We start from the raw sequence: 22,048 nt of genomic DNA on the forward strand, positions 1-22,048 counted from the left end.
GTTAGAGCGGGCTTTTCCTGAAGTTATATTTTGCACCTGCGTCCGCGCAACACTTAAAAACGCTGTATTGCAGGTCGTAACACATCAAAATACGGAGACGTCGGTGCACTTTAGGGAAAACACCCGAATGAGAGGCCAGGAAATAGGCTTTGTAAATGGAATTTGGTGTTTTTTGCCGTAGTGGAAATTAAAATTTGGTCGTTGTGTTTCTTCCTGTCTTAAATTTCGATATTTTTGTTAAGACGAATCCTAAATAACAATTAGCGGCTGGTAAAACGGACTTTACATGCAGTTTTAAAGGTTGATTTAGCGATGTCACTTTCCTACCTTGCGGAATAACAGGTACTGGAGAACTCCACCACATAATCGTTCCCAATACTGATGAGCCTGACTGAATAACTACCGCTGATTTAACCCAAGTGGCCGTGTACTATGGCTGCAAAGGTCAACCAACATACTGAATTCACATGCGCTATCAGGCCGAGACCCCCTGTCAGAAAGGACTTTATACCCCCCATACCGAATCCGATGCCTGTGGCACCGGGTTTATTGCTAATCTTACTGGAGACCCTTCCCACAAGCTGGTGACGGATGCACTCACGATGCTTATTAATATGGAGCACCGTGGCGCTTGTGGTTGCGAACCGAACAGCGGTGACGGAGCAGGTATTCTGGTGCAGGTTCCTCACGAATTTTTTGCCCGTAAACTGGCTGAAAAAGGAAAAGAACTACCTGAGAAAGGAAAGTATGGGGTGGGCATGATGTTTCTGCCGGCCGAAAAGCAACTGTTGGAACGCTGCCAGTATCTCTTTGAGGATTACGCCGATGAAATGGGCTTCGACCTCATTCACTACCGGAAAGTACCAACCGATCACGAAGAACTGGGTGTTACCAGCAAAAGCGTAGAACCACGCTTTCAGCAGGTATTCGTAAAGCCGCGCGTAGAACTCGACCCGAAAGACCTGGAGCGTAAACTGTACGTTCTGCGCAAGTACGCGACCCACAAAATCCATTCTACTTACCCCGAAACCCGCGACCAGTTCTACCTCGCCAGTTTCAGTTATAAGACCATTGCTTACAAAGGTCAGCTCACCACCTGGCAGCTGCCCGGTTACTTCAGCGACCTGCAAAGCCAGGATTTCAAATCGGCCATCGCGCTGGTTCATAGCCGCTTTTCCACCAATACTGTCCCTAAGTGGAAACTGGCGCAGCCTTTCCGTATGGTCGCTCACAACGGAGAAATCAACACCATCCAGGGTAATGTAAACTGGTGGAAATCAAAGGAGAGTCTGATCCGGGAAACGGCTCACTTCACGGAAGAAGAGTTGGATAAAATCTACCCGGTTTGTGGTTCCGGACTCTCGGACTCAGCTAACTTCGACAACGTCCTTGAATTCCTGACGCTGAATGGCATCAGTATTCCGCACGCCCTGATGATGATGATCCCGGAAGCATGGCAGGATGATGAGCAAATGCCCGATTACAAGCGCGCATTCTACGAGTATGCCAAGGGGCTGATGGAGCCATGGGATGGCCCCGCAAGCATTTGCTTTACCGACGGCGTTCTCGTCGGAGCTACGCTCGATCGTAATGGTTTACGCCCCAGCCGCTGGTGTCTCACTGAAGATAACGTTCTTATTGTAGCCTCGGAAGCAGGTGCATTGCCCGTTGATCAGTCCACAGTGATCCAGAAAGGCCGTCTTTCTCCCGGGCGTATTCTCGTTGCAGATCTCGACGAACACCGGGTAATCGGCGATGAGGAACTTAAAGAGGTAATCTGCAAGCGGCTTCCTTACCGGGAATGGTTAGATGAGCACCGCATCCGGCTCGATGATCTGCCCCTGAAGCGCAAAGCCGACATTAGTATGGATCAGAAGACGCTTTTCCAGCGTCTCCAGTTGTTCGGCTACACAAAGGAAGACCTCAACTTCCTCCTCGAGCCAATGATCAAAGGCGGTAAAGATCCGATTGGTTCTATGGGTGCAGATACGCCGCTTGCGGCCTTGAGTCTGCAGAGCCAGCACCTCGCCAACTACTTCAAACAACTCTTCGCTCAGGTAACGAACCCTCCGATCGATCCGATCCGGGAACGCAGTGTCATGTCGCTCTACGCTATGCTCGGTAGCACTGACAACATCATGGAGATGAAACCCGGCAACGCCCAGAACATCCACCTGGATTCACCGGTGCTGAGCAACGACGACATCACCCGGATCAAGGAATTGCACCATAAAGACTTCAAAGCGGGCGTGATTCTGTCCGTATTCCGTGCCGACAATCAGGCCGGTCGTCTCAGTGCAGCGATTGAACACATTAAGGCTCAGGCAGAGAGCCTGGTCCGCAGCGGATACAATATTCTGGTCATTAGCGATCGGACTTCCGACAGTTTCAACGCCCCCGTCCCGAGTCTTCTCGCTACCGGAGCCGTTCACCATCATTTGGTAGAACTTGGCCTGCGCGCTAAAACGAGCCTGGTGATCGAAGCCGGAGATGTGCGCGAAACCCACCACTTCGCCACTCTTGTCGGCTACGGCGCATCGGCCGTGAATCCGTACATGGCGTACGCTGCGCTGTCTAATCTGTACAAATCGGGTGTTTTCGATGACCAGGATATCTCCCGCGATGAAGTGCTGAAAATTTACAAAAAGGCAATTGGCAAGGGCTTGCTCAAGATCATGTCTAAAATCGGCATCTCCACCTTGCAGTCTTACCAGGGAGCTCAGATTTTCGAAGTGCTGGGCATCAACCACAAAGTAGTAAACGAATGTTTCCGAGGCTCTATCAGCCGCATCGAAGGAATGGGGTACGATGGCATCGCAAAGGAAGTTCTTGTACGTCATAAGCTGGCTTACCCGGTGAAGGCAGTACCAAACCCTCAACTTGAAGTTGGAGGCGTATTCCAATGGAAGCGCCGGGGCGAAGCCCATATGTTCAATCCCAAGAGCATTCATTACCTACAGATCGCTGCGCGCAAGAACGATAAAGAAGCGTACGAGAAGTACCGGGACGAAATCAACCACCAAACGGAAAAAGCCCTCACGCTGCGTGGTCTGCTCGCTTTCCGTAAAGGTGATCCTATCGACATCGAAGAGGTGGAACCAGCGAGTGAGATCATGAAGCGCTTCGCTACCGGAGCGATGTCTTTTGGTTCGATCAGTTGGGAAGCGCACACTACGCTTGCCATTGCAATGAATAAGATTGGCGCCAAGTCAAATTCCGGAGAGGGAGGCGAAGATGAAGTGCGCTTCGAAATCAACGAGAAAGGAGAAAATATGCGTTCTGCAATCAAGCAGATCGCTTCTGGCCGGTTCGGAGTGACGAGCCATTACCTCACAAATGCCGACGAACTCCAGATTAAAATGGCCCAGGGGGCCAAGCCAGGTGAAGGCGGTCAGCTGCCTGGCCATAAAGTGAATGACTGGATTGGCCGTGTCCGTAACTCTACGCCGGGAGTGGATCTTATCTCTCCTCCGCCGCACCACGATATTTACTCTATCGAAGATCTGGCCCAGCTGATCTTCGACCTCAAGAACGCCAATCGCCGTGCACGCATCAACGTCAAGCTGGTGTCGAAAGCAGGGGTGGGCGTCATCGCCTCCGGCGTTGCAAAGGCAAAAGCCGATGCAATCCTGATTGCCGGCCACGACGGTGGAACCGGTGCTTCGCCACTTTCCAGTATTCGCCACGCAGGACTTCCCTGGGAGTTGGGTCTCGCCGAGTCGCACCAGACGCTTGTGCGCAACAAGCTGCGTGACCGTGTTGTGCTACAAACCGATGGCCAGATACGTACGGGCCGCGATCTCGTTATTGCCACCCTGCTTGGTGCCGAAGAGTATGGCGTTGCTACCGCAGCGTTGGTCGTGGAAGGCTGTATCATGATGCGTAAGTGTCACGTGAATACCTGCCCGGTCGGCATAGCAACCCAAAACCCCGACCTCCGCGCCCGCTTCACTGGTGACCCAGAGCACGTTATCAACTTCTTCCGCTTTCTTGCCGAAGATATGCGCTCCATCATGGCTGAGCTTGGCTTTAAGACTGTCAACGAAATGGTCGGTAAAGTGGAACATCTCAAAGGAAATAAGGACGCTGAGCACTGGAAATACAAAGCCCTCGACCTCAGCCCCATCCTCCATAAGGAAATTGCGGACGAAACCGTGGGCCTGTACAACAAAACTGTTCAGGATCACGGCCTGAACGAAGTCCTTGACCGCCGCCTGCTCGATGCCGCAAAACCGGCTCTGGAAAACGTGGAGTCTGTCGTTGGTGAATTTGCCATCAAGAACACTGACAGAGCTACAGGAACTATGCTCTCGAATGAAATAAGCCGCCGCTTCCACGGAGAAGGCTTACCTGATGGTGCCATTAAATTCAACTTCCGCGGATCTGCAGGGCAAAGTTTCGGCGCCTTTGGCGCCAAGGGAATAGAATTCCTGCTTGAGGGTGAATCCAATGATTACTTCGGTAAAGGGCTCTCCGGAGGACGATTGATTGTGGTTCCGGACCGGATCTCCAAGTTTGATCCCCACGAAAACATCATCATCGGTAATGTTGCCTTTTACGGTGCTACTTCCGGCGAAGCATACATCAAAGGAACTGCAGGTGAACGCTTCTGTGTTCGGAACTCGGGCGTGAAGACCGTCGTGGAAGGCGTGGGCGACCACGGTTGCGAATACATGACCGGTGGTCTTGCGGTCATCCTCGGCGAGGTGGGCAAAAACTTCGGCGCGGGTATGTCGGGCGGAATGGCCTACATCTACGATGTCAACAAAACCTTTGAGTCCAAACTCAACGGAGACATGGCAGACATCGAAGCACTGGATGATTTCGATAAAGACGTGCTCAAACTGATGATTAACAATCACCTTACCTACACCAGCTCAAGAATGGCTAAGCACCTGATTGAAAACTGGGACAAGGAACTGGGTAATTTCCTGAAAGTGATGCCAAGAGATTATAAGCGTGTGCTGGAGGAAAAATCGATCAAGCCCAATATCGACGTTAAAGTGGCTGTGCCTGTTTGATCGACAGGGAGACAATTTCCCCCAAAGGTGATTATGGTGCAACCTCTTCGGCGAGGATGCCCGTCAAATTAAAGAATAGGCCATCTGGCCCAAAAGAATAAAATAATGGCAGACCCAAAAGGCTTCCTGGAAACAACAAGAGAACTACCCGCGAAGCGCCCGGTAGAAGAAAGAAAAAAAGACTGGAAAGAACTCTACGAGCCAATGGCCGAAGAGAAAACGATCAAGCAGGCAAGCCGCTGCATGGATTGCGGCGTACCTTTTTGCCACAGCGGTTGCCCGTTGGGCAACATCATTCCTGAATTCAACGATGCTGTTTATCAGGAAGATTGGCGCGAAGCCTGGAATATCCTCAGTGAGACCAACAATTTCCCTGAATTTACCGGCCGTATCTGCCCCGCACCCTGCGAAAGCGCTTGCGTGCTGGGGATCAATCAGCCGCCCGTAGCCATCGAGCACATCGAAAAAAGTATTGCTGAAGAGGCGTTCTCAAGAGGGTACGCACGCCCGAATCCGCCTAATTCCCGGACGGGAAAGAAAGTCTCGGTAATTGGATCAGGACCGGCAGGGCTGGCCGCCGCCGCCCAGCTCAACAAAGCAGGACACACGGTCACGGTTTACGAACGAAACACCCGCATTGGAGGCCTGCTGCGGTACGGTATTCCTGATTTCAAAATGGAAAAAACGGTCATCGACCGGCGGGTTGCGCTAATGGAAGCGGAAGGCATCCGTTTTGAGGTTAATGCCAATGTGGGCGGGAACGTAGATGCAAAGCAACTTGTCAGAGAAAGTGACGCTGTCGTTCTGGCTGGTGGAAGCACCATTCCGCGCGATATTCCTTCTCCCGGCCGGGAGATGAAGGGAATTCATTTTGCCATGTCTTTCCTTGAGCAAAACAACAAACGTGTTGCGGGCGACGACCTCTCGGATCAGGAAGAAATTCATGCCAAAGGCAAGAATGTTGTCGTAATCGGCGGAGGAGATACCGGTGCGGATTGCGTAGGTACCAGCAATCGTCATGGTGCTGCTTCAGTGACCCAGATCGAAATTATGGGGAAACCACCAACCGAGCGTAACCCTGATAACTGGCCCAACTGGCCAATGATCTTACGTACCTCCACCAGCCACGAAGAAGGCTGTGAACGTGAGTGGGCCATCCTTACCGAAGCCTTCCTGGGCGACGAAGACGGAAACCTGAAAGCGATCAAAACGGTTCAGATCCGTTGGGCGAAAGACGCCACCGGGCGCAACACTTTCGTCAAGGTGCCCGGTACGGAGCGTGAACTACCATGTGAACTACTACTGATTGCGGCCGGCTTCATGCACCCGCAGCACGAGGGCTTGCTGAGCAAGCTCGGGGTTGGCCTCGATCCGCGCCGCAACGTTGCTGCCGATCCGCAGCACGGCTACCAAACCAGCGTGCCGAAGGTCTTCGCTGCCGGTGATATGCGCCGCGGCCAAAGCCTCGTGGTCTGGGCTATCTCCGAAGGACGCGAATGCGCCCGCTCAGTCGATGCTTTCCTTACCGGCGGTGAGTCCGTACTGGAAGGGAAGGACGCAGGTAAAATGGCTCTGGAAGTATAACTTCAGTGCTTAAACATCAGTTTTCAGCGTTCAGCATTCGGGCCATCTTCAATGGTGGCCTGAATGCTGAACGCTTTTTTATTAGGGGAGAACGCTAACGTCTGCGGGCTTAGCAACGGACCTGTCATTTCAACGATTACTGAAATACCTGTTTGGTTTTTTTATTAGTTTGGCAGCACAGTTTTTTCGCATACATACTTTAAACCAAACACAAATGAGAATTACCACACTTTTAATAGCTTTACTCTGCACCTGCGGCCTCGCCCGCCTGGATGCCCAGGAAGCCGTTAACGAAGACATCAACACCATCATCCGTAAGCACGGCTTGGAACAGAGCCAGGCCATGGAAATCGCCGGCTGGATGACCGACGTTTACGGCCCCCGCCTCACCGGATCGCCAATGCTGGACAAGGCCACCGACTGGGCGCAAAAAACGCTGAACGAGTGGGGAATGAAGAACGTCCACCTCGAAGAATGGGGCCCTTTCGGTACCGGTTGGGAAATGTCTCACTTCGAAATGCATGCTTCCAGCCCGAGTTATTGGCCATTGATCGCCTACCCAAAGGCCTGGTCGCCATCCGTGAAGGGAACGGGAAGCGTCATCTACATGGCCGCCGAAACGGTCGAAGACCTCGCGCAGTACAAAGGCAAACTGAAGGGGAAGTTCGTCCTGCTCGATACCATCCGGGAGGTCAAAGAAATCTGGGAGCCCAACGCTAAACGGCACGATGCGGAAAGCCTGTTGGACATGGCGAATGCTCCAATGCCGACTCCACGACCACGCCGTAACTACAACCTGGGGGCCCGCGGTTTCCGGACAGCACTGTGGGAACTTATGGAAGAAGAAAAACCGCTGGCAATTCTGGACCGCAGTTATAAAGGCGACCACGGAACAGTGTTTGTTTCCAGTGCACGAACGGCCGAAGGCCGGTCTCGCGACAAAGACAAAAAGGTAGTCCCACAGGTGACCGTTGCGGTGGAACACTACAACCGCATCCTCCGTAACCTGCAGCGTGGGATCGATGTGAAACTGAGCATCGACATGAAGGCCGAGTATACCAACCCGGACGAAATGGAGCACAACATCATCGCCGAAATCCCCGGAACCGACCTTAAAGACGAGGTAGTCATGTTCGGCGCTCACTTCGACTCATGGCATACCGCTACTGGTGCAACCGACAACGGGGCCGGCTCTACCGTCATGATGGAAGCGGCCCGTATCCTGCTGGAAACGATCAAGGAAAGCGGTGTACAACCCCGCCGTACCCTCCGCCTCGCGCTCTGGACCGGCGAAGAGCAGGGCCTGCTGGGCTCGCGCGGGTACGCCAAAGACCATTTTGCCGTTTTCCCTCCCGACAGCTACACGCCCCAAAGCCTGAAACCTGAGCAGGAAAAAATCTCTGCTTACTATAATCTGGATAACGGAACCGGAAAAGTTCGGGGTATTTACCTGCAGGGCAACGAGGCGGTTGCACCCATCTTCCGTGCCTGGCTGCAACCTTTCAAAGACCTCGACGCCAGCACGGTGAGCCTCGGCAATACCGGAGGCACCGATCACCTCACTTTCGATGCCGTAGGCATACCCGGCTTTCAGTTCATTCAGGAGCCGATGGCCTACTTTGCCCGTACCCACCACTCGAATATGGATAACTTTGATCACCTGTCCGGAGAAGACCTCTCGCAGGCGGCTACGATTATCGCCTCTTTCGTGTTCCATACTGCGATGCGCGACGAAATGCTGCCCCGGAAAGAAAGTAAGATAGACGGGAAATAAATCCTTGATCGCGAGGCACCAGACGCCACCATTGGTCTTTGAATCAGGCAGGGACCTTTCAAAAGGCACGCTTCAGACGACGCGTGTTTTTCAGCGGCTAAGATCTCAGTCAACAACATTGAGCATATAGTTCCGTCCCGGCAATAATGCCTGGACGGAATTAGCTGGATGGATTCGCTTCGAACCAACTGATTGATTCACTTTGTCGAAGTTGAAAAAGGTCGGTTGCTGCCATACTGCCGGACATTTTTGATTTTCCACTTCACCCTCCGGCAAACTTCGCCTTAAGGCTCAGCGGAGAGGGAACCTGAAAATGTCCGGTAGTGTGCCTTACCACTTTGCCCCAGGTTTATTATGCAACGATCTCCTTACCGGTTGTTTCTCATCGATGGCCTTGGAGCCATCTTGTCTGCAGTTTCTTTAGGATTCATCCTGCCGTATTTCAACGAGTACATCGGACTTCCATCAACTTCGCTGTACTTGCTGGCAGTGCTGCCGGTGGTTTTTGCCGCCTATTCACTAGCGTGCTACTACCTCCGACCAGTTCATTTTCAACCATTCCTGGCCGGAATTGCAATTGCCAATTTCGCGTATTGCTGTCTGACGACTACAGTGTTGTTAATCAATCGGCATTCAGTCACCAATTTAGGAGCAGCCTATTTTACGGCTGAGATTATCGTGATTTCAGTGCTTGTATATATTGAGTGGCGAACGGCAGCGATTGCCAAAAGACATTTGTAGTAATCATATTTATTTCTACCTTCAAGCCACCCAAACCAAACAACCAGTGAAAAACCTCCTTTTATTATTCTGCGCTATCGTCTCCTTCAGTTCTTACGGCCAGACGGCACCCAACTGGCTACGCCACGCAGCTATTTCTCCTGACGGTAGCCAGATCGCTTTTACCTATAAGGGGGATTTGTACAAAGTGCCCGCTGCCGGTGGCACTGCGACCCAACTCACTTTCCACGACGCCCATGACTACATGGCCACCTGGAGTAAAGACGGCAAACAGTTGGCTTTTGCCTCCGAGCGATACGGGAATTTTGACGTGTTTGTTATGCCCGCCACCGGCGGGCAGGCGCGCCGGCTTACCTTCCATTCCAACGCCGAAGTGCCGTATAGCTTTGCGCCGGATGGCAAGTCGGTTTACTTCGGTGCTTTGCGTCAGGATGATGTCCGGCACCGCCAGTATCCCCATCGCTCGCAATCAGAACTTTATAGTGTACCAGTCGATGCGGGCCGGGTCAGCCAGGTTATGACTGTCCCCGCCGAATTCGTGCAGGCCACCAAGGATGGAAAAACCATTTTTTACCACGACAAAAAAGGTGGCGAAGACGAATACCGCAAGCACCAAAATTCATCCATCACGCGTGATCTTTGGCGTTACGACACCAAGACCGGGAAGCATACCCAGCTTACCACCAACACCGCCGAAGATCGTCAGCCCGTACTCAGCGCCGACGAAAAAACGCTTTATTTCCTCAGTGAGCGAAGCGGCTCGTTTAATGTTTTCAAAATGCCGGTCAATGATCCGGCGCGGGCGGAGCAGCTGAGTAAGTTTTCAAAACATCCGGTTCGCTTCCTCAGCATTGGTGGCGGAACACTGTGCTTTGGTTACGACGGAGAGCTGTACACCATGAAAGAGGGTGGGGAACCCCAAAAAGTTGCCGTCTCCATCATCACCCAGGACAAAGCCAACACCGACAAGTTCATTTCCATCAGCGGCGGTGTCAGCGAGATGGAAGTCTCGCCCAGCGGCAAAGAAATCGCCTTCATCGCCCGGGGAGAGGTTTTCGTTACCTCCGTCGGCGAGTCATTTACCAAACGCCTTACCAATACCCCCGAGCAGGAGCGCTTCGTTACCTGGGGGCCCGACGGGAAATCCGTCGTCTACAGTTCCGAACGCGACGGCAAGTGGAGCATCTTCGAAACAAAGAAGGTCCGCGGAGAAGAACCTTTTTTCTACGCCGCCACACTAATCAACGAAACCCCGGTTCTCGAGAACGAGTCGGACAACTACCTCGCACAGTTCTCACCCGATGGCAAGAAGATGGCCTACGTAAAAGGTCGCCGCAGTATTGTCGTGCGCGACGTCGCCTCCGGAAGTGAAACAGTACTGATGGATTCCTCCGAACTCTTCCACATGGGCGACGGAGACAAGTACTTCACCTGGAGCCCCGACTCCGAATGGCTGCTGATCGAATGGGATGTTCTCCTGAACAACAGCGAAGTCCTGCTCATGAAGGCCGATGGCTCTAAACGTGTCAACCTCAACGAAAGCGGCTACTACGACTCCCGCCCGAAATGGGTAAACGGAGGTAAGCAAATGATCTGGTTTACCAACCGTGACGGACTTAAATCCTACGCCACCAGCGGCCGGTCAGAGCAGGATGTTTACGCCATGTTCTTCACCCAGGAAGGCTGGGATAATTTCAACCTTTCCGATGAAGAGTTCAAACTCATGAAAGCCGTAAAAGAGGCGGAGAAAAAAGATAAGAAAGACAAAAAAGACAAAGACAAAAAAGACGACGATAAGAAAGACGACGACAAAAAGGATGATGAGAAGAAGGTCGAAAAACTGGCCTTCGACTGGGACAATATGGACGAACGCACCAAGCGCCTCACCATCCATTCTTCCCGCCTGGGCGATGCTGTGCTCTCCAAAGACGGCGAGAAACTCTACTACCTGTCCACCTTCGAAAAAGGAGCTAACCTCTGGAGCACCAACCTCCGCACCAAGGCCACCAAAATGGAGATGAAAATCGGCTCTAACGGCCGTCTGGAGTGGGACAAAGACATGAAAAACCTCTACCTCCTCAGTGGAGGGCGGATATCCAAGATCGACGTTGCCAAGAGCAAGAAGGAAACCGTAAAGATCAGTGGCGAAATGGCTTACGACGTAGAGGCAGAACGCCAGGCCATGTTTGATCACGTCTGGATCCGGACCAACGCCGTATTCTACGAACCCACCTTCCACGGCATCGATTGGAACATGATGCGGACCGAATACCAGAAGTACCTGCCATCCATCGGCAACTCATTCGAGCTGACCGAAATGCTCTCCGAAATGCTGGGCGAACTCAATGTTTCTCACGCCGGTGCCCGCTACCGCAGCAGCGGTTTTACCAATCCTGACAAGACGGCATCGTTGGGCATTTTCATGAATTACGATCATAAAGGAAACGGAATCCTGATCGACGAGGTACTTGCGGGCGGGCCTCTCGATAAAGCCGCTTTTAATGTAAAACCAGGCATGATCATCGAAGCCATCAACGGGGAAACCATCCTCGCTAACCGCGACGTAGCGTCTTACCTCAACCGCAAAGAAGGGGAGTTTACCCTGCTGGAGTTAGTTGATCCCGCTACCAAAAAACGGGACACCATCACCATGAAACCTATTTCTCTCGGCGAAGAGAACGGCCTGCTTTACAAGCGCTGGGTGAAGATGAACGAAAAAGAGGTCGACGAAAAAAGCGGCGGAACGCTTGGTTACGTCCACATTCCGGGAATGGGCGACGGGCCTTACCGCAGTATCTATCAGGACATGATGGGCAAATACTTCAACCGCAAGGCCATGATCGTCGACACACGCTTCAACGGCGGCGGAGACCTGGTGGCCGACCTTGCGATGTTCTTCACCGGTACACCTTTCATTACCTACGCAACCGAAGCCAAGGTTGTTGGCGGAGAGCCTACCTCCCGCTGGACTAAGCCTACGCTGGCTCTGATCAACGAAGCACAATACTCCGACGGACACTGCTTCGCTTGTGGTTACACCGACCTCAAAATCGGTAAAACGGTTGGAATGCCTACGCCGGGTACCTGCTCCTTCGCCGGGTGGGAGCGCCTGCCCGACGGATCGGTATGGGGAGTAGTTCCTGTTTCGGCCAAAGACATCAACGGCAACTGGATGGAAAATAACCAGACGGAACCGATGATCAAGGTCAAAAACATGCCAGGAGTCGTTGACCAGGGGCGCGACGAGCAACTGGAGCGTGCCATCGCGGAATTACTAAAAGACGTTAACTGATGAATATTTTTGCTTTGAAGGGCCACCGGGTACGGGCGGTTGATCCATTACCGCCACCTAGCAACGGCTGGCCGACCATTGACCCGCAAGGACTGACGGCCGGAGAACTTTATACAGTAGAGTGTACTGAGGTTCACAGCTACAACACGGTTGTTTCCTTACAGGAAATCTCCGATCGCAGTTACAACTCGGTGCTCTTCGAAGATGTAGACGAACAGTCGGAAGAGGATGATGCGAAACACCCCTACCATCAGAGGGACGAAGAAGACTATTAATCAGGGATCTGTTTTTTCTGAGAAACTGCCTTTGCACCCGCGTCCGCGCCGGAGAATGTCTGGTGTCGTGAAAAGACCCTCAACTTACTTTCTTGCCCGGCGGTACAACAGCGGCCTCAGCAAAAACATTATTGAGGCAAATAAATCGTAATGAAGAACTATCTCCTCCTCCTGCTGGCTATTATTTTTACCACCGGTCTTTCCGCCCAGGGCCGTACTGAAGTTGAAGGCCAGCGCGCTGAACTGGGTAAAGTTAGCTGGTACCGCAACTACGATCAGGCGCTTGCGCTGGCCGAAAAAAGCGGTAAGCCGGTATTGATTTTGTTTCAGGAGGTGCCAGGTTGTGCCACCTGCCAGCGCTACGGCACGTCTACGCTCAGCCATCCGCTCATGGTGGAAGCCATAGAGAACGAATTTATTCCGTTGGCAATCTTCAATAATAAAGGGGGCGACGATGCGCGGGTGCTGGCAAAGTTTGGAGAGCCCAGTTGGAACAACCCTGTGGTGCGGATCGTGGACGAGAAGGGCAAAAATCTCGTTGACCGGGTGGCGGGGAACTACTCTCCGCAGGGTCTGTACGCAGCGATGGCGCAAACACTGATCAGCCGACAAAAGACGATTCCCGGTTATATGGAAGTATTGGGCCTTGAGCTTTCCGCTTCCGCTGCGCCGGTGAAGGAAGCCTACTACCAGATGTATTGTTTTTGGAGCGGAGAGCACCACCTAGGTAACAACGATGCCGTGCTGACCACCGAGCCAGGCTTCCTGAATGGCCACGAAGTAGTTAAGGTGAAGTACGATCCCGCTAAAGCCAACGAGGCGCAACTGGCTCAGTACGCTGCACAGAAAGACATCAAACAGGTCAAAGGCAATGCCGGCTACCGCATTGCGGCAAAGGATCACTACTACCAGCTGCAGCAAACCGATTACGTTTATCTACCCTTGACGGAAGTACAAAAAACCAAAATGAACGCTGCCTACGGCAGGGGAGAAGACCTCGGGCGTTTCCTGAGCCCCCGCCAGAAAGCGTTTATGACGCTTATAAAGAAGGATAGAAAGCCTGCCTCGAAGCTGTACGCCCTGAATTTTGACGAAGCCTGGCAGACTATGCTGGGCCTCAGCAAAAAGTAATCAGAGTTGGTGGTGTGCCCAAACTGGCCCAAAAGCCGGTTTTTACATTTTAAGTTGACGGTAACGTATCGGGAGGCAACATTCGCTACCGTAAAATCCGTTATGCTTGCAAGTACATCAACACTACAGATTCAAACACTCACATGCTTAAATTGATTTTCGCAACGCTGCTCGTTGCTTTCACCATTCCTTCCTTCGCCCAAAATTTCTCCGCGATTTTTCAGCCTTCAGACGCTGAGGTGCATACCATAACCAAGATGGGGTGGGAGAATTTTCTGGCTGAAACCAATTCGATGACCCAAAAGGGCTTCCGGCTTACCGACCTGGAAACCTTCAAAGAAGGGGGCGACGACCGCAGCTTCATCGGTACCTACACCAAAAGCCCGCTCGAGGGCGTAGTCGAAATGGCCGAGGGCTGGACGGCTTTCATCAAGCTGAAGCGCAAAAAAGTGAAGGAGGGCTTCACCATGATCGACATTGCCGCGGTGACCCTCAACGAATCCGACGTTAACTTCTACGGCGTTTGGGTCAAGGAGGACAATCCAACTATCCATAAGGTCTGGTTGCTGGACAGCCGTGAGACCATCGAGAAGAAAACAAAAGACATGGCCAAGTCGCGCTTTAAGATCAAGCGTGTTCATGTCATCGACGTTCCCAACGGTGAGCCGTCTTTCGTTGTACTTTACCATTTCTCCCCGATCGATCGCTTCAACTTCCTTTACTTCGCCGACACCATGGAGGAGTTCGAGAAGGAATATAATGAGCGTAAGGGAAGCGACGTGGAGTTGATCGACTTCGACCGTTTCCGTACCGGAAACCACATCCGCTACGTAGCTATCTTTCAGGACGGGGCTTACGAAAGTGCTTTCCTTACCAATCAGCCTTTTGCCGATATTCTGACGAAGTCAGACTCTCTTGCAACGAACGCCGGCCTTAAACTGATTAACCTTAGTGTTGACTAACCAAAGGATTACGCCTTTGGCTGCAGAACAATCTGACCGGTCATGTAAGTGATTGCCTGGCCGGTCAGTCTGACCTTTTTCCCTCTCAGTTGGCAATCAATGTCTCCGCCTCTGGTGGAGATCTGGCGGGCCTTTAGTTTTTTCTTTCCAAGCTTACCGGCCCACAGCGGTGTAAGGACCGTATGAGCCGAACCCGTAACGGGGTCTTCGTCGATGCCGTACGCAGGGAAAAAACACCTGCTCACAAAGTCATGTTTCTTTCCAGGAGCCGTCACCAAAAGGCCGCGCCGTTTTTTCAATGCGGCAAGCATGGGGAAATTGGGGTTGAGTTTCTCTACCTGTGACTGGTTCTTCAGAACAACGATCAGGTCATCGATCCCGGCGTAGACCTCGAGTGGTTTAATTCCACCCAGAATACCTCTTAATCCTTTGGGTGATCTGATTTTCTCTGGTTTGTCGACGGGGAAGTCCATGCTGTACGATCCATCATCATTCGGAACGACTACGATGGTACCCGCTTCGCGGGTTTTGAACCTCATTTTGTTCAGCGTTTCCCCTCCCGATTTGTACAGGATGTGAGCAGCTGCAAGAGTGGCGTGCCCGCAGAGCCTTACTTCCATTGCCGGGGTGAACCATCTGATGTTAAATTTTCCAGGCCCATTGATGGTCACAAAAGCGGTTTCAGAAAGGTTGTTCTCTGTGGCGATGTTTTGCATCAGTTCATCAGAAGGGAACTCCGGTACGGGAACCACGGCCGCGGGATTGCCGCTGAAAACTTTGTCGGCGAAGGCGTCTACCTGATAGATGGGTAAGTTGTGCATTAGTCTGTTTTGGAGGGCTGTAAGTAATGAAGAAGGGGGCTTAGATGTAATTATTCACAGGTTTACGATGAACTAAATTCGGAAAGACTGTTACTTTTTTTAAGAACTTCCGTCAAAAAGCAAAATCAACGGTATTAACGGTACTGATACACTCAGTTGTTCATTGCCGGCTATCATAAACATGCTTTCACTCGATTCACTATGAATAAACTGAACCAATATCCGGATCACCTCTTCTTACGCGAGGGGACAACATACGTAAAAATTCCGCTCTCGAACATCGAGTATATTCAAGCTGACGGAAATTATGCTTACCTGCAGACCGAAGACAAGCGCTTCGCCGTTAAGCGGTCTCTGGCGGCCATCACAGAAGAGCTCGAAGCTCCCGACTTCGTTCGTGCCAGCCGCGGCATCCTTGTCAACTTTGCCCGCGTCAACAAAATCAGTTTTGCCAATGGTACCATCAGCGTTGGTGGCTACGAGGTGAAAATGGGTAAGGCGTACCACGCAGAAATCAAAAGCCGGATGCCCCGGTTGTAAGGAAACGTGTTTCAAATGTGCTTCTCATTTTTCCAAAAAGGAGTTTAATAGACCAATTCTTCCGGTAACACTCTAGAGTGTTACCGGATTTTTTTTTGCTGAACCTGCCCTTTGCTGAACTTTATGCCCCCCTTTCCGCATTCTTAAAATGTGAAGTTTATTATCTACGACATCGAAGCCACCTGCTGGGAAGGTCGCCCTCCCGGAATGGTTCAGGAAACCATTGAAATAGGAGCTTGCGAACTCGACCGGTTTGGTCGCATTCAGGATTATTTCAGCCGTTTGGTTCGCCCGGTCCTCCATCCGACCATCAGCCATTTTTGCCGGAACCTGACCAAAATTGATCAGGTAGAGCTCAATCGTGCCCAGGGCTTCAACCGTGTCATCGAAGATTTTCAGGATTGGATCGGTGTGCACGATTCCGAATATATTCTTGCAAGTTGGGGGAAGTTTGACCCTCAGCAGTTGGCAGCCGATTGCCGTTTGCACAAAATGGATGACTACTGGCTCGACGAGCACATCAACCTAAAGGCACAGTATCAGGACATCAAGGGGCTCCCCAAGAAACGCGGTCTCAAATCTGCCGTTAAGCACGAGGGCTATGAGTGGGAGGGCGAGCAGCACCGGGCTCTTACCGATGCTAAAAACACCGTGAAGGTGTTTCAGTCGCTTATCGATATGTGGCAGTACTGAATCTGGCTGAAACACAAGAAGTGCCATCGTTGGTATTGACGATGGCACTCCTGTTGGTTCTAAGTCCGTTGTCCTGATAGTATTGCTATACGCGTTAGTCTCTGGTAAAGTCGAGGCGCATCCCTTTAACTTCTTCGAAGAATAAGCCCCGGTCATAGGCCAGGTGCCCCGAAACGATTGTTTGCCGGACGCGACCTTCAAACGATTCTCCTTCCAGCGGAGACCATCCCACTTTGTAGAAAATGTTGTCTTGGGCAACGGTCCAGTCTTCTTTGGGGTCATAAATGATGATGTCGGCGTACATCCCTTCGTCAAGAAAGCCACGGCGGTCCACCTCAAAACAAATGGCCGGGGCATGACACATTTTTTCGATCACGCGCTCCAGAGTTATGTCTCCTTTCTGTACGAGCCGCATCATCATATCCAGCGAATGCTGCACCAAAGGAAGTCCACCGGGGGCTTTGAAGTAATCACTGCGGGCCTTCTCCTCTGCAGTATGAGGAGCGTGATCGGTAGCGATCACATCGAAGCGGTTGTCGAGCAGCGCCGGCAAGAGCGCTTTCCGGTGGTGCTCCGCTTTGATGGCCGGGTTGCACTTTATTTTATTACCAAGCCTCAGGTAATCGTCGGCGTTGAAGGTAAGGTGGTGAACACACACTTCGGCGGTGATTCTCTTTTCTTCCAGCGGGATGTCGTTGCGGAACAGGGCAATTTCATCTTCAGTGCTTATATGAAGGATGTGGAGACGGGTATTGTGTTTTTTGGCCAGTTCCACGGCGAGGCTGCTGGATTTATAACAGCCGGCAGCTGAGCGGATGTTGGGATGTTCCGTGACCGGGATGTCGTCTCCGTATTTCTCTTTAGCCGCCGCTGCGTTGCTCCGGATGGTGGCTTCATCTTCGCAGTGGGTCGCTATCAGGAGCGGACAATCAGCGAATAGTGCATCCAGTACCTGGCGGTCATCGACCAGCATATTTCCGGTACTGCTACCCATGAAAATCTTTAGTCCGCAGACGGTTTTAGGGTCGGTGCGTAGCGCTTCTTCGCGGTTGTCGTTCGAGGCACCCATGTAAAAACTGTAATTGGCAGGGCTCACCTGAGCAGCCTTGTCGTACTTCGCTTGCAGCAGTTCCTGCGTCAGCGCAGCCGGCTTTGTATTTGGCATCTCCATGAAGGTAGTGGTGCCTCCGGCCACGGCAGCGCGACTTTCTGTTTTTATGGTCGCCTTATGCGTAAGGCCCGGCTCCCGGAAATGAACCTGATCGTCGATGATGCCCGGAAGAACAAGACAGCCTTCGGCGTTGATCTCTTGATCGGCATGCCGGTCTATGGAAGAGCCAACGGCTTCGATAAATCCGTTTTTAACGAAGATGTCTCCGGTAAATCGTTTTCCCCGGTTGACGATCGTGCCGCCTTTAATTAGAATGGTTCCCTTGCGCATAGTGTCTGAATTTTCGCGCAAGTTAATGAATCGGCGGTTGAGTCGCTGTTGCTTTAACTCAACCGACGGCCAGGCTGTCCTGGAGCCACTGCAATCAACCGTCGATCTGTATTTTTTTCGGGCGCCGGCGCGCAGGTGCAGGGTGGGGTTGGAGAGAAGAGGTGCTCCGTTGGTAGATCTTAACCTCTCTTTAGTATATCAATCGCAAAATTTAAGATTTCAAAGTGCAACCTTCGTAAAGCGACAAACGCCCTTATAGTAAATTCAATCTCTGGAAAGGAACACGTAGTCTTTCCGGTTTATTCACCTTTCACTTACCTAAACATGATATCTATGAGACTCTTTACTTTACTCATCTGTGTATTCGCTTTTACGGCACTTTCCGCTCAATCGGTGAGTGTGGATGCCGATGGACCCGTCCTGGCGTACAAGACCGAGACCCAAACCACCAACATCAATGCATCTTATGCCTTAACCGGTCGCGAACGCACTCTACTTGGTGACCTCGACCTGAGTGGTGCATGGGGTGGCCCTACTTACAATTACTCCGCTACCGGAGACGATTGGGCGCTGCTGCGTGGTGGCTTCGGTGGATTGGAGTTCTCGGATGAACTCTTCATCGGCTACGGCGGCTGGAAAAGCCGCGAAGAGCACACCGTCGATAACCCGACGAGTCTCTCCCCGAAGTTCGACTACAAGCACAGCGGCCTCATCATCGCCTACTCACCCTTTGCTTACAACGCTATTCATCCGCGAATCACTACTGTTTTCGGTCCCGGCCGGTTTGAGATTCTTGACGACTCGGTCCCCGGATTCACCGGCGAACGCGACGATCGCTTCCTCGCCGGTCAGGCCACAATTGGTCTGGAACTCAATCTTTTCCAGTGGTTCCGGTTGGGCATCGACGGTGGTTACCGCTTCGCTTCCGGCATCGATAATGAACTTGTTACGGCCGATGATGTTTCGGGTGCTATCATCCAGGCTGAAGCACGTTTTGGTTTCAGCTGGTAACGAAGAATAGTAGAACCGGTACAATGGCTAACTCCTTGTTTTGCCGCTGGTTCTTCCCCAATTGAATGTGTGTGATTTACAATGGTGGAAGTGGGGCAACAGCCTTGCTCCCGCCATTTTTAATTGCTATCCGTGTGAGGGCAGAAAGCCGGACATCAGTACCTGCCCTGGTAAAAAAGCCCCGCCGGACACATAGTCCGACGGGGCAGTTGAGTATAGGTACTAATGCAACACTTTATGCAATTACCTCGCAACCGTGAATTTTGTGGTTGCGGAATATCCTGACGCTGCGTTTAAACGAACGAAGTACGTTCCTGCAGGGAAGTCATTCACGGGCAGCGCAACGCGCTGCTCTCCGGCCACAAGGCTTACCTCCATATTTCGTACAGTACGGCCAGTCATGTCGATTACCTGTACGGTGGCGACAGTGGCTTCCACCATCGCTAAGTTCAGATTCACAATGCTCGAAGCTGGGTTAGGGAATACATCGAGAGATTCAGCAGCAGGAACCAGTGTTTCCTCCTGCGGGATAATCGGTTCGTTGCCGGGGATCAGCGCTACGCAGGCAGCTCCTTCGTAAATTCGGATGTTGCGGAAGTAAGAATTTCCGTTTCGGGGCGCACCATCGTGGTCACACACGAAGAAAATCCGGTCGAATGTACCCGTGTAGTACTGACCTACAGGGATCGAGTAAGCTTTCCAGTTCCCGATGGTATTATAATCTTTGAAGTCTCCGTAGCCCCAGGTTTGGGTTCCGAAAAGCTGGAAAGCATAATTGGAGCTGATGGTATTGTTGTTATCGAAACCAATGCCATGTATTTCTCCTTGCCGGGAAGAACCAAACTCAAATTCAAGTACGGTGTTTGGCGTAACGGTGTAGTCAATCATTACGTCTTTCCAGGCGTTGTTCTGTATTGATATTCCCGTCGAGTTACTCAGGACGGTAACGTTACCCTTGTCCTGATTGCCTCCGTAGGTAGTGGGCACGTTGACCTGAAAATCAAGAGCGTCACAGGAGGTATCTCCTCCGCCACCACCGGAGCCTCCTCCGTCGTCGCTAGTGTTGGCACAGAATTGTTCTGTGGTTGAGGTGGTAAAATTGCCACCTGTAGCAACGTCCGTGCCGTTCAGGTTAATGGTATAGGCACCGTTTCCGTAAGAGCAGCAAATACCGTCGCCGTAAGTATCGGTAATGGTAAAGGTGTAGCAATCGTCTTCGAGGCAGAATTCCTCCGTATAGCTGGTGTTTCTTTGGCTGTAACCACCGCCTGATGCAACAGTGCTTCCGGCAGAATTAGTGAGCGTCCAGGCTGTTTCACCGGGGTAGTTGTCGGTGCGGATGGTAACCGTTACTTCGTTTTCGGTACAGTTCGTTCCGTTGTCGCCGCCGCCGTTATCGCCACCGCCACCGGTGCTGCAGCTGGTCAGGCAACTGCCGCTATAGGCCCGGTTACGGATAAGGTTGCCGGGCTGCGTACCGAAACCGTTGTTGAGGTTCACTCCTGCACTCGTCAGGTGGCAATAGCTCATAATAGTACCGCCGCCGCTGGGCAGACCAACCGAACTGGAGCAACCTCCTTCGGTTGCGTAACAACCGTCGATGGCCGTGTTATTGTTGTTCCAAACACAGGCGTGGGTGTGTTGTGAACCAAAGTTGTGGCCAAGCTCATGGGCCAAAACGTTGACCGACCAGCTGTAGCTCGGAACGGCGTTGTAGTTGTTGTCGATAGAGCTAAAGCCGTACGCATAGCTCGGAGCACACAAAACATTGACGTAAGCCACACCTCCACTCGCCTGAAACGACACAAGGTGAGCGATGTCTCCGTTGAAATTTGTACGGGTGGAGCGGAAAGCACTAAGGTTGTCGCTGCTGCTGTTGGCATTGAAAGGATCCTGACTTGACCAGACGTACAGCTCACTGAGAACGAGGTTGATGTTTTCGTTGGCGTAGAGTACCGCAACCTGGTTGAACAGCCCGGTCAGGAAGCTCGTAACGTTGGCAACGCTGCCGCGTTGCTGGAAGATAGAATAATCGGCTTCCAGGTAAAGGTTGACGCAGTTGTTGGCGTCTTTCTGACTCGGATCAAGGTCGATAAGGTCCTTGGGCGAATAAGGGATATTAGAGTCCGGAGTTTCACAGACGCCCAGGTCGGGAGCAGGCAGGTCATGATCGTTGTAAATGACGTGACGAACTTCGTCTTTGCCAGACATCTTACCCAGTACGAAATTGCCCGCATTGGTAGCGATCATACCACTGAGCTCATCTTCGAAAATGGACACTGCAACCAGACTTGTTTTGTCATCAGACACAATGCCCCGGTAATGAAGTCCGAGCGGCGATTTATTGTAGCTGTTGCTTCCACTTTCGGTCACCCGAAAGCCGTCGGCGAAGATGTCGGCCCGCACAAGGTCCACTTTTCCGATACCGCCGGGAATGGTTAATTCCAGACGGTCAGGAGCGCTCTTGCGCAAGTCGTTCATTCCGGTTTCGGAAAGTTCGAAAACAGTATAGTCTGCACCCACCTCATCGAGGGCTTTAACGAACGAACTGCTCTTTGCGGAAGTGAATATGTCGAAAGTTTCCTCGCTGCTTTGGGTAGCTGTAGCCTGCTCAACGAGGGCAGAAGGACGAAGATTTTGGGCGGTTAGCCCGGTTGCCAGCAGGCTGGTGCAAAGCACTGCCAGACAGAAAGTAATAAAGCGCATGATAGCGATGTTGGTTTGAATAAATGATATGAAGTAGCGGATCTCGCCCGTTGGCG

Annotated in this window: 14 protein-coding genes; 11 read left to right on the forward strand and 3 right to left on the reverse strand. The window is 52.0% G+C overall.

Annotation, left to right across the window (positions count from 1 at the left end):
• The first annotated feature begins 467 nt into the window (after positions 1 to 467).
• From gltB to FUA23_RS08795, 8 genes are all read left to right on the forward strand, one after another.
• Positions 468 to 5,021 (forward strand): glutamate synthase large subunit, encoded by a 4,554-nt coding sequence (gene gltB / locus FUA23_RS08760; protein WP_147930361.1) that lies wholly within the window; start codon positions 468 to 470, stop codon positions 5,019 to 5,021.
• A gap of 105 nt (positions 5,022 to 5,126) precedes the next feature.
• A complete protein-coding gene (locus FUA23_RS08765; RefSeq protein ID WP_147930362.1) occupies positions 5,127 to 6,605 on the forward strand; it encodes a glutamate synthase subunit beta in 1,479 nt (492 codons plus the stop codon).
• A gap of 214 nt (positions 6,606 to 6,819) precedes the next feature.
• Complete coding sequence (locus FUA23_RS08770; RefSeq protein ID WP_147930363.1) at positions 6,820 to 8,379, forward strand: M28 family peptidase; 1,560 nt, start codon at positions 6,820 to 6,822, stop codon at positions 8,377 to 8,379.
• Between the two features lie 354 nt (positions 8,380 to 8,733).
• Positions 8,734 to 9,120, forward strand: coding sequence for a hypothetical protein (locus tag FUA23_RS08775; protein ID WP_147930364.1), 387 nt, complete (start codon positions 8,734 to 8,736; stop codon positions 9,118 to 9,120).
• Positions 9,121 to 9,166: 46 nt separating this feature from the next.
• Positions 9,167 to 12,412, forward strand: a complete 3,246-nt coding sequence (locus FUA23_RS08780) for a S41 family peptidase (RefSeq protein ID WP_147930365.1) — start codon at positions 9,167 to 9,169, stop codon at positions 12,410 to 12,412.
• Complete coding sequence (locus FUA23_RS08785; protein WP_147930366.1) at positions 12,412 to 12,687, forward strand: hypothetical protein; 276 nt, start codon at positions 12,412 to 12,414, stop codon at positions 12,685 to 12,687. The genes FUA23_RS08780 and FUA23_RS08785 overlap by 1 nt, the downstream gene beginning before the upstream one ends.
• 150 nt (positions 12,688 to 12,837) lie before the next feature.
• Positions 12,838 to 13,818, forward strand: coding sequence for a VPGUxxT family thioredoxin-like (seleno)protein, type 2 (locus FUA23_RS08790; protein WP_147930367.1), 981 nt, complete (start codon positions 12,838 to 12,840; stop codon positions 13,816 to 13,818).
• A gap of 143 nt (positions 13,819 to 13,961) precedes the next feature.
• Positions 13,962 to 14,780 carry a hypothetical protein gene (locus tag FUA23_RS08795; protein WP_147930368.1) on the forward strand — a complete coding sequence of 273 codons (819 nt, stop codon included), beginning with the start codon at positions 13,962 to 13,964 and terminating at the stop codon, positions 14,778 to 14,780.
• 8 nt (positions 14,781 to 14,788) lie between these two features.
• Here FUA23_RS08795 and FUA23_RS08800 read toward each other — a convergent pair whose 3' ends face one another.
• Positions 14,789 to 15,601, reverse strand: coding sequence for a PhzF family phenazine biosynthesis protein (locus FUA23_RS08800; RefSeq protein ID WP_147930369.1), 813 nt, complete (start codon positions 15,599 to 15,601; stop codon positions 14,789 to 14,791).
• Positions 15,602 to 15,802: 201 nt separating this feature from the next.
• Here FUA23_RS08800 and FUA23_RS08805 point away from each other — a divergent pair, with 201 nt between their 5' ends.
• Positions 15,803 to 16,141: a LytR/AlgR family response regulator transcription factor gene (locus FUA23_RS08805; protein ID WP_147930370.1), complete on the forward strand. Its 339-nt coding sequence runs from the start codon at positions 15,803 to 15,805 to the stop codon at positions 16,139 to 16,141.
• Between the two features lie 150 nt (positions 16,142 to 16,291).
• A complete protein-coding gene (locus tag FUA23_RS08810) occupies positions 16,292 to 16,834 on the forward strand; it encodes a 3'-5' exonuclease (RefSeq protein ID WP_147930371.1) in 543 nt (180 codons plus the stop codon).
• A 94-nt stretch (positions 16,835 to 16,928) separates the two neighbouring features.
• On the opposite strand, the gene FUA23_RS08815 is transcribed toward FUA23_RS08810, so the two are convergent.
• Positions 16,929 to 18,275, reverse strand: a complete 1,347-nt coding sequence (locus tag FUA23_RS08815) for a dihydroorotase (protein ID WP_147930372.1) — start codon at positions 18,273 to 18,275, stop codon at positions 16,929 to 16,931.
• 333 nt (positions 18,276 to 18,608) lie between these two features.
• Here FUA23_RS08815 and FUA23_RS08820 point away from each other — a divergent pair, with 333 nt between their 5' ends.
• Positions 18,609 to 19,286, forward strand: a complete 678-nt coding sequence (locus FUA23_RS08820; protein ID WP_147930373.1) for a hypothetical protein — start codon at positions 18,609 to 18,611, stop codon at positions 19,284 to 19,286.
• Between the two features lie 243 nt (positions 19,287 to 19,529).
• Here the strand turns inward: FUA23_RS08820 and FUA23_RS08825 are convergent, their stop codons facing one another.
• Positions 19,530 to 21,992: a zinc-dependent metalloprotease gene (locus FUA23_RS08825; protein ID WP_147930374.1), complete on the reverse strand. Its 2,463-nt coding sequence runs from the start codon at positions 21,990 to 21,992 to the stop codon at positions 19,530 to 19,532.
• Positions 21,993 to 22,048 lie beyond the last annotated feature (56 nt).

Origin of the sequence: Neolewinella aurantiaca, from assembly GCF_008014675.1 — a bacterium.
Classification (GTDB): Bacteria; Bacteroidota; Bacteroidia; order Chitinophagales; family Saprospiraceae; genus Neolewinella; species Neolewinella aurantiaca.